9 protein-coding genes are annotated in these 18,264 nt (G+C 34.6%); all 9 read right to left on the bottom strand.

The genetic code is table 11. The annotated features are described in order from the left end of the window. Positions 1-83: 83 nt before the first annotated feature. The 9 genes from Q3V31_RS10095 to Q3V31_RS10055 all read right to left on the bottom strand — a co-directional run bounded on the left by Q3V31_RS10095 (position 84) and on the right by Q3V31_RS10055 (position 18,244). Positions 84-2,393, bottom strand: a complete 2,310-nt coding sequence (locus Q3V31_RS10095) for a binary toxin-like calcium binding domain-containing protein (RefSeq protein WP_329764991.1) — start codon at positions 2,391-2,393, stop codon at positions 84-86. Between the two features lie 355 nt (positions 2,394-2,748). Continuing rightward, positions 2,749-2,961: a hypothetical protein gene (locus tag Q3V31_RS10090; protein WP_000601219.1), complete on the bottom strand. Its 213-nt coding sequence runs from the start codon at positions 2,959-2,961 to the stop codon at positions 2,749-2,751. Between the two features lie 481 nt (positions 2,962-3,442). Further along, complete coding sequence (locus tag Q3V31_RS10085) at positions 3,443-4,501, bottom strand: sensor histidine kinase (protein WP_139265998.1); 1,059 nt, start codon at positions 4,499-4,501, stop codon at positions 3,443-3,445. Then, positions 4,498-5,211 carry a response regulator transcription factor gene (locus Q3V31_RS10080; protein ID WP_000857366.1) on the bottom strand — a complete coding sequence of 238 codons (714 nt, stop codon included), beginning with the start codon at positions 5,209-5,211 and terminating at the stop codon, positions 4,498-4,500. Before Q3V31_RS10080 ends, Q3V31_RS10085 begins: the two co-directional genes overlap by 4 nt. 490 nt (positions 5,212-5,701) lie before the next feature. Then, a complete protein-coding gene (locus Q3V31_RS10075; protein WP_090814269.1) occupies positions 5,702-7,492 on the bottom strand; it encodes a PAS domain-containing sensor histidine kinase in 1,791 nt (596 codons plus the stop codon). Between the two features lie 461 nt (positions 7,493-7,953). After that, a complete protein-coding gene (locus Q3V31_RS10070) occupies positions 7,954-12,669 on the bottom strand; it encodes a Cna B-type domain-containing protein (RefSeq protein ID WP_329764990.1) in 4,716 nt (1,571 codons plus the stop codon). A 936-nt stretch (positions 12,670-13,605) separates the two neighbouring features. Next, positions 13,606-14,805, bottom strand: a complete 1,200-nt coding sequence (locus Q3V31_RS10065; protein WP_097872302.1) for a multidrug effflux MFS transporter — start codon at positions 14,803-14,805, stop codon at positions 13,606-13,608. Positions 14,806-15,161: 356 nt separating this feature from the next. Continuing rightward, positions 15,162-16,781, bottom strand: a complete 1,620-nt coding sequence (locus tag Q3V31_RS10060) for an amidohydrolase (protein WP_090813978.1) — start codon at positions 16,779-16,781, stop codon at positions 15,162-15,164. A 107-nt stretch (positions 16,782-16,888) separates the two neighbouring features. Further along, the gene (locus Q3V31_RS10055; RefSeq protein ID WP_002076750.1) at positions 16,889-18,244 is read right to left on the bottom strand and encodes an aspartate aminotransferase family protein; all 1,356 of its coding nucleotides are present in this window, start codon (positions 18,242-18,244) and stop codon (positions 16,889-16,891) included. Between the last annotated feature and the right edge of the window lie 20 nt (positions 18,245-18,264).

The raw sequence follows: 18,264 nt of genomic DNA, 5'->3' as shown, positions 1-18,264 counted from the left end.
GATTGATATCTCCAACAGAAAGATCGGATATCTTTACAACCTTATATACTTCTATATAAAAAGAAAATATACCGCATCATTCTTTACTTACTACTTTCTAATTCCCATTGGTGATAATTACCTGGTGAAGTTGTATGCTCAGATTTTAAAACACGCTCACCAGCACCTACAAGCGGGGCAATACCATTATCTGCAACAGAACTAGTCCACTGATTTTCTCTAGATGTTATATAATTAGAATCAGATTTTATATAGAAGCTCTTCTGATTAAGGATTTTGTCTAATTTAATAGCAGATCTATTATGTTCAGTATCTAACCAGCTATAATCATAACCGTTTCCAAAGTTTAAATACTGGTAATTATTATGGCTACTATTCGTAAACTTAAGAAATACTTCTTCATCTTTTTTGAATGGTTCTTCAGGTTTAGATTTTCCTTTTCTTTCAATCAATACTGGTGTTGCTTGAATGTCTGGTCCATGTATTGCTTGTTGGATAGGACCTAGTCTCAATCCATCCCAATTATTCCCCTTAAGTGAAAAGTGTACATATCTTCCGTTAATTGATTGATTTATAGTACCGGCAGACCAAGATTCCTTTACACCATCATAAAAACCAACAGTTGACTTCAAATAGTATTTTTTACCTTCAACTATAGGTTCTCCGGAATTATCTACTACTAATTTATCAAGAGCTTCTAGATAGCTTTTATTTGAAACAAGAGGCGTGAAGACTTCTATTTTATTTTCTTTTGCATCAAGAAGCTCAAACTTTGCCTGATATCCTCCAAGAGATGCACGGTTTACTGCTATGTCTACAGGTTCATTTTCTTTAGATTCATACACATTTGAATTCTGATTTCGAACTAAAGTTACCTTTTGGCTCTCACCTTTTTTATTACGAACCGTAACAAATATTTCATCACTCAAATTAAATATCCCTGGTATAACCGATGCATAAATCTTTTTCTTACTATAATCATAACTACTATATGATAGAGTTGGCCGTAGTGCACGATTATCAAAGAAACCAAGGTTCTTACCTCGTTCTAAAAGAGTCCGATTTGGACCATAACGCTCTCGCTCCTCGTTTAGACGACCATTTACTACATAATTCGCTACCCAACCTTTATCAGCTATCCCAGTATGTGCAAAGAATTCGTCTAGTGATAGATTATGATTAATGTTAGCAGGTTTTTCCTTGCCAGTTCTTGGTGTATAGACTCTATATTTTGGCATAGGACCGTAGTTTGTTTCTACTAATGTAGTAGAAGCATTTACATTTGATGCAAAATGCGACCAATCTCCTAAATTTACAAATTGACCATCTTTCATTGTATACACATTCATCGTACTAGTAGGCAAGACTTCAATAGACAGTGGTGCCCCCTGTTCTACTGCTTTTAATTCATCCAGTGTTAGGGAAATTTTCACATCCGCTTGCCCTTCTATACTATCCATTAGAATTTCAGTTTTATTGTTTCCACCTTTTGCTGTAGTTAACAAGTTTGCTTTATAACGATCTTGTGTTGCCTTTACAGTATTAATAATTTTATTTCCTAATCGAATGTTAAAGTGGGGTGAAACATCCCCAGCAGACGCAGTACCCGTATTTTTATATTCTAGATGAAGTCTCACATTTGCGGCTTTAGATGAATCAACAGTGGTTGCTGTCGACCAGTCAAAACTATTAGAGATGCTTTCAGTTTCTGTTTTTGTATTGGAATAACCATACCCTACGTTTATCGATCCCTTACCCGATGGTACAGGACCAGCTGCTGAACCTTCAGCACCACCTTCACCAGCTAAGCCAACATTAAAAGAATGTTGTACAGATAAACTTTTTTCCCAAGTATTAGTACGTGACTCACCATTTGAATCTGTAATACTAGCAACAGGAGTAATATCGATACGTTTTACAGCAATTTGTAGATTGGGTACATTCGCAATCATCGGGTTAAAATCTATATCAGAATCACTATCATAATGCTCCACTTCATAGCTATCTGTAAAAGGGTCTCCATCTGAGTTTGCACTCTTAGGATTTGTTATAAATCTCTTTTTCCCAAAGTCTTGCACTAGGTCATATAACTGAGCTTCATGTTTCCCTGTCTTTTCATTAAATACAATTTTAAATCCTTTTTCTTCCACATCATTAGGAATACCATCCTCATCCCAATCATTATTTTCCTGAGGCTTTTCCATAATCATGATTCCCTTTTTCCCAGAATCACCATAGATTATATTCTGTCCTTCTTTTAAATTCGTATCCTCTTTAAAGGTTTCCACTTTCCCCTCTTGTTCAGGCTTTGTTTCAGCTAAAGCAGGGGATGTTATCGTCAATGCCATAGTTAAACTACTTACTGCACCAATTATTGGCTTTAATTTTTTCATCTTAGTTTTCCTCCATATTTCCTATACGTGTTTAAACATCTACTAGTAAGATTGATTTCATAATATCTCACAAGTCTTTCATTTTTCTTTCGCAAATGTTACAAAAGTCTTTCACAAATCTTTTTTACTTTATTGATATAACGAGTCCCATTGCAGAACGTCTTAACACATAGAAAGATGAGGAAATTGCAGAAACAAATTTTACAAATCATTTCCTAACCAAACAAAAAGGAGGAAGAAATTTCCTATACTTGCTCCCTGTTTTATTTTGCTATTTAATAAATTGTAAATCTGATAGATGACAAAAATAAAAGGAACACAACTTTAATAAAGTAGTGTTCCTTTTATTTATAAACTATTTAATTATAAAAGATAAAATCCCTATAATTATACATGCGATTCCGCTTAAGAATTGTCCCACCCCCGCTGTTTCTCCTAAAATAAAGAAATTAAAAATATTTTTTCTTGTTTGTGTTTTCCCTATAAATGCTTCATCTGTTTTCATTCTATATATACCCCATAATACTAAGACTACGCCAAAAAGTATAAATAATAATTTTAAAATCATCGTGTAGTTACCTCTATTCAATATATTTTTTATGTATGTGATTCCATTTTTTTATTCTATACAGACAGTTAAAAAAATAAGGTTCCTTTTCCATAACTCTTTATTTTTCTAGTACATCTGAACGAACTATTTTTTATCACCTGTTTTAATTACACCTGTTGAAATTGAAACTTTTTTCTGGCACCTGTCCATTTCAATATCTAAATGATAGGTTTTCTTTTTCAACAGAAGTGATTGAACTAGTAGATTAAGATACCGAACTTACTAGAGCAAGCACACATTAAAGCTCCAGGAGATATTTTTTTCATTTGACCTATGTTATTTCTTCCTCTCTTTCATCATTTCTACAAAATTACAAAAGATGAAATTATACTTATACTATTCACTTCAGATTAAAATATAATCACCTTCGACACAGTAATCTTATTATATATATCTTTCAATTTACTTTCGTAAATGTTACAAAAGTCTTTCAACCGCCTCATTTCTTTTCTGATGTAACAGGAAGAGTAAACCAAAATTCACATCCCTGTTTCCCATCTTGGCGGTCCCGAACACCAATTTGTCCTTTATGCAGTTCAACTAGCGATTTTGCAATAGCTAAACCAAGCCCAGAACCTCCAGATTGTGAACTTCTTGATGGATCCGTTCTAAAAAAACGGTCAAATATACGCAATTGATCATCTAGAGAAATCCCTTCCCCTTCATCACACAAAGTGAATTGAACTTGCTGCTTCTGTTTATTTTCCTCTACAATTAATTCGATTGTTCCGCATGTAGGAGAATGCCGAATCGCATTATGCAACAAATTATTGATAACTCGCGCTATTTTACATGGCATAATCCAAATTCGTGGTAATGTTTCAGATACATGCAATTGCAAATCAATCTCTTTATCTTGCAATAAGATATCATGTGAATCTATTACTTTTAATAGAATGCTATCCACATGTATTAAACTTGGATGAAAGACTTCTTGTCCAAGTTCTAACTTAGAGAGATCAAATAAATCATTAATTAATCCACTTAATCGTTGTATATCATTTAGGATTGTCTTTAAATATTGTTGTTTCATATCAGGGTCTTCAATTAATCCATCTTGTAACGCTTCTATCATCAATTGTATGCTAGCCATGGGTGTTCGTAAGTCGTGGGAAATATTCGCAATCAGCTCTGTACGTGCTTTTTCTCCTTTTTCTAACTTAGCAAAGCTTTCGTTTAGTTTTTTGGCCATTTCTTGAAAAGCTTCCGCTAATTCTTTAAACTCTTCTGGTTCTTTTCCTATTATGTACATCGTTCCAAATTGTCTATCACTAAATTGTTTGGTTAAGGCAATTAAATTTTGAATAGATCTCATTATAGGACGTGTCATTAACCAATAAATGATCGTAGAAATAATCATAGCTACAATTACTATCACTATTAATAATCGTGTCTGTTCTGGTCTAAGTAACATTTGCCTTTCACTGTACCATATAGAAATTACCATGATTCCCGTGCTTAATAGATTCATCAATAAAAGTTGATTTCGTAACTTCATTTATCGCTTCCTCCATCTGGTTCAAAACAATAACCGATGCCCCAAACAGTTTGAACCCAACGATTCTTTGTTGTATGTTTCTCCAATTTCTCACGTAAACGGCTCATTAATACAGTTACTGCATTTGTGCAGCCTTCATACTCAAATCCCCAAATTTGTTCAAGAAGTTGAGAGCGTGAAAACACCTGTTTAGGATGTTTTGCCATGAGATAAAGCACCTCAAACTCTTTAACCGTTAGCTCTATTTCATATTGACAAACAAATACACGTCTTTTCGTTGGGTCAATTTTCAAATCTAGAAACTCTATCATTCCTGATTCAGGCTCTATTCCTTGAGGTGTTACTTGATTTCCTCTTCTTAGTATAATTTGTACCCTCAATACTAATTCACGAGGCGAAAAGGGTTTTGTTACATAATCATCCGCCCCCATTGTTAGTCCTAAAATCCGCTCTCTTTCTTCTCCCCTCGCGGTTAACATGATGATCGGTACATTGGAATGTTGGCGAATCTCCTCACATAGTTCCCAACCATCTTTTTCTGGCATCATCAAATCTAAAATAATTAGATCCGGTTGAAATTGTTGAAATACATTCCATCCTTCTGCTCCGTTCACAGCAGTGTATACCTCATATCCTTCCCTTTCTAAGTACCGTTTACATATCTCTCGTATACTATCTTCATCTTCTATAATTGCAATTCTTGTTTTCATACATTAAATCTCCTCTGTTGCTCCATCAATGGCGAATGATATAAAATCAATATTCGTAAGTTCATATTAATTTATATACATTACATTTTTCTTTCAAAAATATAACAAAACCCTTTCACAAATATCATAAAAAATTATCACTGAAGTAAAAAAGTTTCTTTTTCTACAGCTGAGAAAAAGAAACTTTTCACTTTAAAGATATACATACGACTTAGCCTAAATCGTATTTAGAGCACCCTTCTTTTTCCTATTTTTTATCTCCCGTTACATTATGAATCTAACTTTTTTAAGTGAATTTTGAAAGGAGCCTCTTACTTCTATGCATAAAATATAACGTCTACTGAAACTAGGGGTTGTACTTCAAATTCAAGTTACATTATCCCTATTAAATCCAGTTTCTTCGCCCGATCAAATTACTTCATACCACCTATGTTTCTACAAGATAATAGTTTATTTTTTTCATTTTCAGAGATTTATTTGCTAGTTATAATTACATGCTATTTGGACTAATATCACCAACTGAGTCACCATTATAAATTGGGAAAAACAGAGTAACAGTAGTTCCTTTCCCAACTTGGCTTTTTATACTTATTTTCCCACCATGACTTTCAATAATTCGGTAACTCATCATGAGCCCAACACCCGTCCCCTTTTCTTTTGTACTATAGAAAGGTTCACCTAGTCTTTTAATTCTTTCTGAAGGAATACCTATCCCTTTATCTAAAATACAAATCTTAACCTCGGTACTATTATGTTTTTTCACATTAATGATGATTTCTTGACCATTTTGTATAGCCTCAATAGAATTTTGTAAAATACTATAGAAAACTTGTTTTAATTGAATTTCGCAACACTCAATCAATAAGTTTTCAACATCCATATTCAATGCAATACGAATATTCTTCATAATTGCTTGTGTACTTATTAAGTCGACTACATTCCCTAATATAGTACAAAGGCTTTTCGGTTCAAATACTGCAGCATTCGGTTTTGCAATAGATAAAAATTCTTGAATAACTTTTTCAATACTACTGATTTCAGAAAGCATTAGGCTTAAATATTCTTTATCCTTCCCTACTTCCTGCTGCAATAATTGTATGAACCCTTTAATTACTGTTAATGGGTTACGAACTTCATGAGCGACCCCAGCTGCCAATTGCCCTACTGCATTAAGGGTGTCTGATTTCTGTAATAATTCCGTTGTTATTGTACGCTCTGTTATATCACGTACAATAATCATAATTTTATCCTCAAAAAGCGGTAAAAGTCTTGCTTCAAAATAATAAATTTCATCATCTAGTTGTAGAGAATAATCTATTAATACAGGAGCGGACGAAGTTTTTATTTGATTAATAGCCTTCTCAAATTGCTTTATGATAGGAACTGGTACTATCTCTTGGAATTTCTTCCCTATAAATTCTTCAATTGGAACATAAAATTTGGATACGGAATTAACTTTACAATCCTTAATGGTCCCATCAATTTCTGACAAAAAATACAAATCAGGAATTGCCTTAAAAATTAATTCTAGTTCAGTCGATGTTTGTTTAAGCTTTTCTTCCATCCTCTTACGCTTAGTTATATCAATTCCAATTGCTCCGATACTCCATCCTAAAGTTGGAATACTATGTAATATATTGGACCACATAATAGTTTTTATCTCACCATTTTTACATGTGATATCCATCTCCCAATCTCTAAAATCGTGACCATTTTGCAACAAATCGTTACAATTAGGTCTATGAGGATATAGCAATTTCATCGCTTTTGGATTGTTAATTATTTCATCTGCATTATATCCCGTTACTAATTCACATTCCCGATTCCACATAATAATATTTCCTTTTTCATCAATAGCATTAATCATAATCGGCATATTTTGTAATATAGTACCTAAACAAATTTCCTCATGATTTGTTATCACATTCATTTGTGAATCTTGTTCATGAATTTTTTTAAGGTGTAATTGTTGTGTTGCCATCTCTTCAATTAAATTTGCAATGCATTTAAAATGAGTTATATGAGAATCCGCAATAACCTCTTTATTGATACTTGCTCCTATAACAAAGCTTGCTATATGTTCCTGCTCAATAATGATGGGAATATGCCTTTCTTGGGACATTTGGATTTTTTGGTTATGAAAAAAAGGGTCACCTTTGGAAAATATAACATTTTGATTATTATCAAGGAGACAGAATGGAACTTTAGTTAAATTATAAAATTGCTCTGTTATATTCTTAAACTTGTCTATATTTATAAGATCTTTAAGTGTGTATTTCATTATTTAACCCATCTCCTTTATATTTACCGTATCTTTAAGACTCCCGATATAAATTTTCAAACTAGAAACCATTACCTATTACAATGATAATCTTATTCTGAATTACCATAGGATTAACTGCGTACTTGTATAGAATAATAAAACAATGGTTAAAACATAAAAGGCCGCAAAGCTTTCTTAAAAAACGCTCTGCGGCCTTTTACTTTCTTGTTTCACCTAAATAAAAATCAAATGTATTTCTTTCTGAATCAACGGCACGCTATAAGTAAATCTATTATCCTCTTACTTTTATATAAACTATTTAATTCTAAATCATACTTATAAACTTAGTTTATAATCTTTGTACAAACAAAAAACAATCTATATTTCCCTGCTATCTTTACTAAGCCGCTTATCGTTAACAACATATTGCTTAGCTGATAGTATGAGCATTTTCAAAGTTTATAAATTCCTTATATCAGCTATCTCATCCTTTGACGGGCAAATAGGACTCCACCTAAAATCAACATCAACATACCTGCAATGATAGAAATCATCTCCATTGATGTTCCACCTGTTTTAGGAAGCCATGCTGACGTCTTATTATTTTCTTTAGTAGGCGAAACCTCTGTATTAGTCTTTGAAGATGTATTTTCTTTTGTTGGTTGAACTTTCGAATCATCCTTTGAAGGTGTATTTTCTTTTGTTGGTGGAACTTTTGTATCAACCTTTGGCGGTGCATTTTCTATAGGATCAACAACTGTTCCATCTTTTATTTTTGTATTCGTAATGTCATAACCTTTTACTTCTGATTTATATCCATCTACTGGTTGTTCTTTCACTTCATACTTGTACGCTTTTCCTTCAGCATCATATGCCGCTAAGTCTTTAAACGCATACTTCCAGTTATTTGCTTCACTTACTTCTTGCGTCGCAATCACTTGGCCATTTTGTAGTAAGTCTACTTTGATTGTTTTCGGACGATCCGTTGCGTTATCATCTTTCCACGTCTTCGTTCCTTCTACTTTCGTTTCGCCTACTTTTGTATTTGTGATGTCATTACCTTTTACTTCTGATTTGTATCCAGCTACCGGTTGTTCTTTCACTTCATACTTGTATGCCTTACCTTCTACATCATATGCCGCTAAGTCTTTAAATGCATACTTCCAGTCGCTTGCTTCACTTACTTCTTGTGTCGCAATCACTTGGCCATTTTGTAGTAAGTCTACTTTGATTGTTTTCGGACGATCTGTTGTGTTATCATCTTTCCACGTTTTTGTTCCTTCTACTTTTGTTTGACCTACTTTTGTATTTGTGATGTCATTACCTTTTACTTCTGATTTGTATCCATCTACTGGTTGTTCTTTCACTTCATACTTGTATGCCTTACCTTCTACATCGTATGCCGCTAAATCTTTGAATGTATATTTCCAACCTGTTGCTTCACTTACTTCTTGTGTCGCAATCACTTGACCATTTTGTAGTAAGTCTACTTTGATTGTTTTCGGACGATTTGTTGCGTTATCATCCTTCCACGTTTTTGTTCCTTCTACTTTCGTTTCGCCTACTTTTGTATTTGTAATGTCATAACCGCTTACGCTAGATTTATATCCCGCAATCGGTTGTTCTTTCACTTCATACTTGTATGCTTTTCCTTCTACATCATATGCCGCTAAATCTTTAAACGCATATTTCCAATCGCTTGCTTCACTTACTTCTTGTGTCGCAATCACTTGGCCATTTTGTAGTAAGTCTACTTTGATTGTTTTCGGACGATCTGTTGCGTTGTTATCTTTCCACGTCTTCGTTCCTTCTACTTTCATTTCGCCTACTTTTGTATTTGTAATGTCATTACCTTTTACTTCTGATTTGTATCCATCTACCGGTTGTTCTTTCACTTCATACTTGTACGCTTTTCCTTCGGCATCATATGCCGCTAAGTCTTTAAATGCATACTTCCAGTCGCTTGCTTCACTTACTTCTTGTGTCGCAATCACTTGGCCATTTTGTAGTAAGTCTACTTTGATTGTTTTCGGACGATCTGTTGTGTTATCATCTTTCCACGTTTTTGTTCCTTCTACTTTTGTTTGACCTACTTTTGTATTTGTGATGTCATTACCTTTTACTTCTGATTTGTATCCATCTACTGGTTGTTCTTTCACTTCATACTTGTATGCCTTACCTTCTACATCGTATGCCGCTAAATCTTTGAATGTATATTTCCAACCTGTTGCTTCACTTACTTCTTGTGTCGCAATCACTTGACCATTTTGTAGTAAGTCTACTTTGATTGTTTTCGGACGATTTGTTGCGTTATCATCCTTCCACGTTTTTGTTCCTTCTACTTTCGTTTCGCCTACTTTTGTATTTGTGATGTCATAACCACTTACGCTAGATTTATATCCTGCAATTGGTTGTTCTTTCACTTCATACTTGTACGCTACTCCGTTTGTATCGTATGCTTGGAGTTTTTCAAATGCATACTTCCAATTTGTTTCCGCTGTTACTTCTTTTGTTTCTACTACTTTACCATTTTGTAGTAACTCTACTTTTACTACGCTTGGGCGATTTGTTGCGTTGTTATCTTTCCACGTCTTTGTTCCTTCTACTTTCGTTTCGCCTACTTTTATATTCGTGATGTCATAACCGCTTACGCTAGATTTATATCCCGCAATTGGTTGTTCTTTCACTTCATACTTGTACGCTACTCCATTCGCATCGTATGCTTCTAAATCTGCAAATATATATTTCCAACCCATGATTGCAAGTACGTCTTGTGTTTTGAATACGTTACCGTTTTGTAGTAAGTCTACTTTGATTATTAACGGACGGTCTGTTACATTTCCGTCTTTCCACGTCTTCGTTCCTTCTACAGTCAATTTTGCCACTTTTGTGTTTGTAATGTTGTAGCCGTTCACTTCCGTTTTATAGCCCGCTACTGGATGCTCTTTTACTTTGTAAGTATAAGGAACACCATTCGCATCATATCGTGCCAAGTCTGCAAATGTAAACTTCCAACCATTTAATGCTGTTACATCTTGTGTTTGAATGACGTTATCATTTTGTAATAAGTCTACTTTGATTGTTGACGGTCTATCTGATGCATTGTTGTCATTCCAAGTTTTCGTTCCTTCTACTGTTGTTTGCGCTACTTTCGTATTCGTGATGTCATAACCTTTTACTTCTGATTTATATCCGTCTACTGGCTGTTCTTTCACTTCATACTTGTACGCTTTTCCATTCGCATCATATGCCGCTAAATCTTTGAATGTATATTTCCAACCTGTTGCTTCACTTACTTCTTGCGTCGTGATGACCTGACCATCTCGTAATAAGTCTACTTTGATCGTTGACGGTCTATCTGTCGCATTGCCATCTTTCCACGTCTTTGTTCCTTCTACTTTTGTTTGCGCTACCTTTGTATTCGTGATGTCATAACCTTTTACTTCAGATTTATATCCTTCTACCGGTTGTTCTTTCACTTCATACTTGTACGCTACTCCATTCGCATCATATGTCGCTAAATCTTTAAAGGTATATTTCCAACCTGTTGCTTCACTTACTTCTTGCGTTGTGATGACCTGACCATCTTGTAATAAGTCTACTTTGATCGTTTTCGGACGATCTGTCGCATTGCCATCTTTCCACGTCTTTGTTCCTTCTACTTTTGTTTGCGCTACCTTTGTATTCGTGATGTCATAACCTTTTACTTCAGATTTATATCCTTCTACCGGTTGTTCTTTCACTTCATACTTGTATGCTACTCCATTCGCATCATATGCTGCTAAATCTTTGAATGTATATTTCCAACCTGTTGCTTCACTTACTTCTTCTGTTTTGATGACCTGATCATTTTGTAGTAAGTCTACTTTGATTGTTGTTGGTCGATCTGATGTGTTGTTGTCATTCCAAGTTTTCGTTCCTGCAATGAATGTAGTTTTCACCTTATTCGAAATTGGTAACTTAACTCCATTTACAGAACCGGATTTAACTTCAAAACTTATTTTTTCTTGAGGATCGAAATCAACATAGTCTGGTGCCGAAACTTCTTGCACATAATATTTACCTGGTTGTAAATTAAGGATTTCAATTATTCCTTTTTCATTTGTTTTATATTCATTTCCAACTTGCTCACCCGACTCTTTATACAACTTAAACGAAACATTCGGGATTACTTTTTCTTCATTTCCTGCAAGATGCTTAACAATTCTTAGCGTCCCTTTTGAAGGTAACTCACCTTCAGCACCACCGCCAGCTGCCATGTTTTCGACTTGATAGCTACCTGATTCAGAAACTGGATCTTTATACAGAACTTGGTAATCAATCGTATAATCATTCTTAAAGAATTCTTGCTTCTTTCCAGCTTCCGTTATAGTAGATGTATAAGAAATCGAAAAAGCGGCAAGACGTGCTTTATCCCTATAAAGCAAAACTTTAAATGCAGTGTCACTAGTAAATGTAATCTTTCCATAACCTTTAGATTCAAAGTCTTGTAGTGATAAACTTTGTCGGCCTAGATAGTTATCAACACTTATTCTGAAACTATCTTTATTAAGTATTTGACCTTCTTGCAAACTATCAGACACAACAATATCACGGCTTAACTCTTCTTTATTTAAGTTTATGTTCAAGAACCAACGTACTTCATTGTCCTTACCTGAGAGCATATCACCAGTTTTATAAAAAAACGGCTGCTTTCCAGGATCTGTACCACCGCCACCACTTGGTCCGGTAATCGTTACAGTTTGCTTTTCTAAATTTGTACCTAAATTTGTTTCAAACTCTTTCTTTTCACCCGTTCCTGCACTAGTAGCTTGTACTCTAAAGTTTAAATACCCTCTAATATTTTGATGTGTATCTACTTTATCATTAAATGTACATACCACCGTACCTGAAGTTACTTTACAAGTACCATAATCACCTAAATCAAACGTTGTATTCAAACCATTTAATTCTGGGGGTAGTGCTAATGTTAGTGTGTCTCCAGGCTGCAACTTAATTCCGTTTTTTTCACTGAAGTTTACAGTTATTTTAGTCAGTTCTCCGCTCTGTAGATCTGATTTATCCAACTTAAAACTATCCACAAGTCCTATTGTATTTACCTCTTTTGCATTCGCAATTATAGGTACCAAACTCTGACCTATAGTCAACATAAAAAGCATTAAAATTGAAAAAACCGAAGTTATTCTTTTTATCATGTCATTCTCCCATCAATTATTAATAGATGGCTTCTAATATGACTATGTAATGACAATGACTTAATAGGTTGATGGCATTTCTGCTCTTTCAACTGTTATAAACTTAAAAACTTGAAAATTGATTGCTATACGCCTTCATTTTTCTAATGCAATATTCTCTTTACTAATTTTAACATTTACAAACTAAGCAATTACTGATAACGTTGTAATCATAATTATTACATCGTTTCATCATCCCTATCAAATCTCGAAATCTTATGTTGCATCATATCTGCCATCTTAAAATGAGCATAAATTTCTGATTAATAATGTTTTCATTTAAATGCTATTGGTTTTTTCATACTATTTCCCTTCATGTTTAGATCCATAACATGAGTATGTCCAAATTTGATACCACATTTTTAATGATTCACAATTTTTATTTACCAAAATTTTTTGTCCCCTCCTAAAGACATTTTTCATGCTCTCCTCCGTAATATAAGACTATTTAGGTAACAAAAATAGTTTTTGTAACTTTTGTAACTGATTTTGTAATTAATGAAACCAAATATAAACCACACATAAACCACACATAAACCACATATAAACCAAATCACACATACACTAATGGCAGATTTTTGGATAATACCTACTTCCCCCCTCGCCTCCATCTATCAATCTGTTTAAGATTATGAATTTAGTATTTTATTTCCAATCTACATGACCTATATATGTAATGTTTAAATCTCGCTATACTGGATCTTCAATCAAATTTCCCGCATGAAGACTAGATTCACAATTTATTGTAGATGATGAAAAAACAGTTGCTAAAGAAATCTCTTGTTTAATAAATAAATTTTGTAAAACTGTAGTACTAAAATTTATCAACATGAATGATAATTTTTATAAAAAAGAGAGTCTCATTTTTCAATGAGACTCTCTTTACTTTATATATATTTAAATAGAATTTCCAGCTCTATCATTCCAAATAAATACTCGAGTGAAAACTACCATAATTACTACAATAACTAAAAAATATAGGGGCATGACTATTAAGGAACCTGTATGAAGCTGGCTCATTCCCCAAATCGTTATCGTCACTATTATATAATAGCCTAGGCTAAATAAGGCACCTGCAGTACCAATGACATCTTGAAAATCTACTAATGCTAGACTGAGACAGTTAGGTAACGCTATCCCAATTCCGAATAGTAATATAAACATCGCTACTAAAAATCCAATCATATATATTATGTTTGGATTTGATCCAAATGAAGTAATAACAGTTAAGAGGATAGCTCCCCCTGTCATTACAAGACAACCGATATATATAATTTTCTCTGGTTTATAAGTAGCAAGTAACCTTTTTGAAACTTTCGCTCCAATAATAGAAGCTGAAGCAACAACAATTCCTAGAAACCCGTACATACTAGGTGATAACTGAAAGTATTCGATAAAGATAAACGGCGCTTCCGCATAATAGCTAAATAAAACACCATTCGCTCCTCCAATTAATAACCCATATGTTACTACTTTCGGATTTGTAATTAACCTTTTCAATACTGAAAACACATTTATTTTATCAGTTACTGCGCCCGTTTTTGTTTCCGGAAGAGAAACAAACGTATACAGCAAAATCCCAACACTCATAACAACTAAACTTAAAAATACTATTTTAAATCCAAATATTTGATCAAGAAAGCCACCAATTAACGGTCCTATCGCTGGTGTAAAGGCAATAACTGCTGAAATTTGAGCAAACATAACATGACGTTTATGCCCCTCTACACTTTCACGAAGAATCGTTTGTGTCACAACTGAACCAGCACTTGCTCCAAATGCTTGAATAAAACGACTAACCAATAAAAATTCAATTGAATTTGCAATATAGCATAAGAAACTTCCAGCGCCATATACTACAATTCCAAATAACATTGCTGGGCGACGACCAATTATATCTGATAACCATCCAATAAAAAATACACCTAAAGCAAATCCAGCAAAATAAACACTAAGTGTTAGCTGTACCTCATTATTACTTACTTGCAACGCCTTTGAAATGTCCGGTAAAGACGGTGTGTAAATCGTTTCACTAATTTGCGGAAATGCCACCAGAATGATCATTAACCAAAGTGATGGTACTGAGACTTTTTTCACTTTTAATACCCTCCTATAACTTTGAAAATCTCAGAAATGAATAGACTTTCTTAGCTACGGAACAGGAGGGGCCATTATAGAAATTCGATCATAAAACAACAAAGAAAACACCTCAATTACGCATGTTAATACTTATAGGAGGGTAATATTAACATTGATTTTAAAATATAGTCTTTCAATTATATGATAGGTTGTGTTCGTTTTCTAGTGTTCATGATCTGAATATTTGTTAGTACACGAATGTCCTTTCAATTCTCTCGGAAAATTAATACGATTTAAAAAGCGCAACTAAACAACTAAAACGCCCCTTCAATTGTTAAAATCAGTCTCACAATTGAAGGGGCGTTTTTTTATTGCTAAATTTTCACTGATTGTTCTTTTTGATAGATAATTTCACCATCAATAATTGTCGTTTCTACTTTTAAATCTTTAATTTCGTTTGGATTGACACTTAAAATGCTGTCATTTAATATAACTAAATCCGCCAGCTTTCCGACCTCTATGCTTCCTTTTATCTCTTCTTCAAAACTCGCATAAGCACCATTCCATGTGTATAGTTTAATAGCTTCCATTACGCTTATAGCTTGATTAGCACCAACCTCTATTCCAAACTTGGTTTTTCTATTGACAGCAACATGAATTCCTAATAAAGGATTATAGTCAGTAACTGGTGCATCCGAACTACCTGCTGCAATGATGCCAAGATCAATAAAATCACGAGCAGCGTACATGTGATTCACACGATCGCCATAATGCTGGACATATATCTCTCCAAATTCATATGGAAATGGAGGGTTTGGAATTGGAACCATCTCTAGTTTTTTCATTCTCTCTTGTAAATCCGGTGAAGAAATTCCCGCGTGCTCGATTCGATGGCGATGATTTTTTCTTGGTGATTCCTCTAGCGCCCTTTCTACACAATTCAAATACATTTCAATAGCTTTATCACCTTGTGCATGTACAGTGATTTGATAACCTTTTTTATGCGCTTCACCTAAAACCTTATAGATTTCTTCCTCACTATAATAAAGAATGCCGTAATTGTTAGGGTCACTTGAATATGACTTACGGGTTGCAATTGTAGGGCCAGTGCTACTTCCATCTGTAAATAATTTAGCTGGTCCAACTTTGAATCTCTCATCTCCGGTACCAGTTACCACACCAGCTTCGACCATTTTATTAACAAATTCATGAGAGTTATTTATTTGACATATCATTGCATATATTCGAACACGAATATCCTTACTCTTCACAGCTTTTTGTAGTAAACGAAAACTTTCAGGGCCATCTCCACCTGCGTCATGTATACTTGTAATGCCAGCTGCAACGAAATGATCTGATGCAATTTTCACAGCCTTCATCATTTCACTTTCTGTATAACTTGCAACTTCGCTCATACTCATATTTGCTGCTTCAATTAACTTTCCTGTAAGCCTCCCTTCCTGATTTTTTTCAATAACTCCCCCACTCGTGTTCGGTGTGTTCTCGTTAATTTGCGCAATTTCTAATGCTTTGCTGTTCACCACGCTTATGTGGTGACAAGTACGGGTTATAATAATAGGGTGTTCAACTGAAATTTCATCCAACTCAGTAATTGTTGGATAACGCTTTTCCTTCACAGCGGTTTCATTAAATCCCCAAGCACGTATCCATTCACCTTTTGGCGTCTCTGATGCCTTCTTTTTCAGATCATCTAACAAAGCGTCGATAGAATCAATATGTTCAGCTTTACAACTGACAGCTAACTGATTTAGTCCATAAGAAATGAGGTGAAGATGGGAATCAATGAATCCAGGAAGAAGTGTTTTTCCTTGCAGGTCAATTACATCCGTGTTTTCTCCTATAAAACTCTTAACCTCCTGATTTGAGCCAACAACTACGATATGATTATCTTTTATTGCTACAGCTTCGACTACTGCATTCTTTTGATCTACTGTAATAACTTCTCCATTTATCAATACAACATCAGCTTTCATAAACTCAACCCTTTCGGAATTACTCTTTTTGAGTAATTCATTCAGTATTTAAAGTTATATCTCCTAATAGGCTCATCCGCTTTTTAACAAGATTTATCAATAATTAATTAAAGTTGAGCTAAACATTCTTTCATTGTTTTAACGATAAAAGTAAAGTCTTCCTCTGTGATGCTTAATGGAGGTGCAAGCTGCAAAATATTATTGTAACCTGCAACAGTGTCACCATTTTTACCAATAATTAGACCTTTTTCTTTACAAGCATTGATGACTTTGTTCATCTTTTCAATGGAAGCCGGTTCTTTTGTTTGCTTATCTTCCACTAGTTCAATACCTAAAAGAAGGCCTTTTCCGCGAACATCTCCTACGTTTGGATGCTCTTTTACATCTTCTAGTTCATATAACAGTCGTTCACCCAATTCTTTGGAACGTTCAATGAGTTTCTCATTCTCCATAATTTCTAAATTCTTCAAAGCTAAGGCGCAAGCAGCAGGATTTCCTCCGAACGTATTTACATGGCGGAAGCGATCATAATCATCACTGCCTACGAATGCCTCATAAACCTCTCGTCTAACTGCTGTTGCTGACAAAGGAAGATACGCACTTGTAATACCTTTTGCCATTGTAATGATATCTGGTTTGACGCCATAATTCATAAATCCAAACGGCTTCCCTGTTCGTCCAAATCCACATATAACTTCATCACAAATGAGCAACGCACCATGCTTCTCGCAAATTTCTTTTACTTTTTCCATATATCCATCAGGAGGCATTAAAATTCCGCCCCCAGTAATGATTGGCTCCATAATCACACCGGCTACTGTTTGGCTTAACTCCCATGTCATGACACGATCGATTTCCTCAGCACTTGCCAGTGTATGAACATCCTCTGGATTGCGATACGTATCAGGCGGTGCTACATGCAAAAAACCTTGTCCTAATGGCTCATATTTATACTTTCTTTGTGCTTGCCCTGTTGCTGCAAGAGCACCCATTGAGTTACCGTGATAAGCGCGGTAGCGGGAAATAAACTTATAGCGTCCATGATCACCTTTTTGCTGATGATATTGACGAGCAATTTTAAATGCTGTTTCATTTGCTTCTGATCCACTGTTAGAAAAGAAAATGACGTATTCATCATCCAGCCATTCATTCAATTTCTCTGCTAATTTAATGGCAGGAACATGACTTTGTGTCAGAGGGAAATATGGCATTTCTTCAAGTTGCTCAAATGCCGCTCTTGCAAGCTCTTTTCGGCCGTATCCAACATTCACACACCAAAGACCAGACATACCGTCTAAATAACGGTTTCCATCAATATCCGTCACCCATGCCCCTTCTGCTTTTGTGATAATTAAATTCGTTGGACTAGGGGCCGCTCCTCTCATCGCATGCCAAAGGTACTTTTCATCTGTTTTTTTCAAACTTTGTGTTTGCTCTGTCACTTGCACAATCATCAGCTCCATTCTATTCTTTTATGATTTCA

Source organism: Bacillus nitratireducens, from assembly GCF_036320425.1.
GTDB classification, from domain to species: domain Bacteria; phylum Bacillota; class Bacilli; order Bacillales; family Bacillaceae_G; genus Bacillus_A; species Bacillus_A nitratireducens.
Note: the sequence above shows the minus strand (reverse complement) of the source record. Positions and strands in the feature narration are given on the sequence as shown.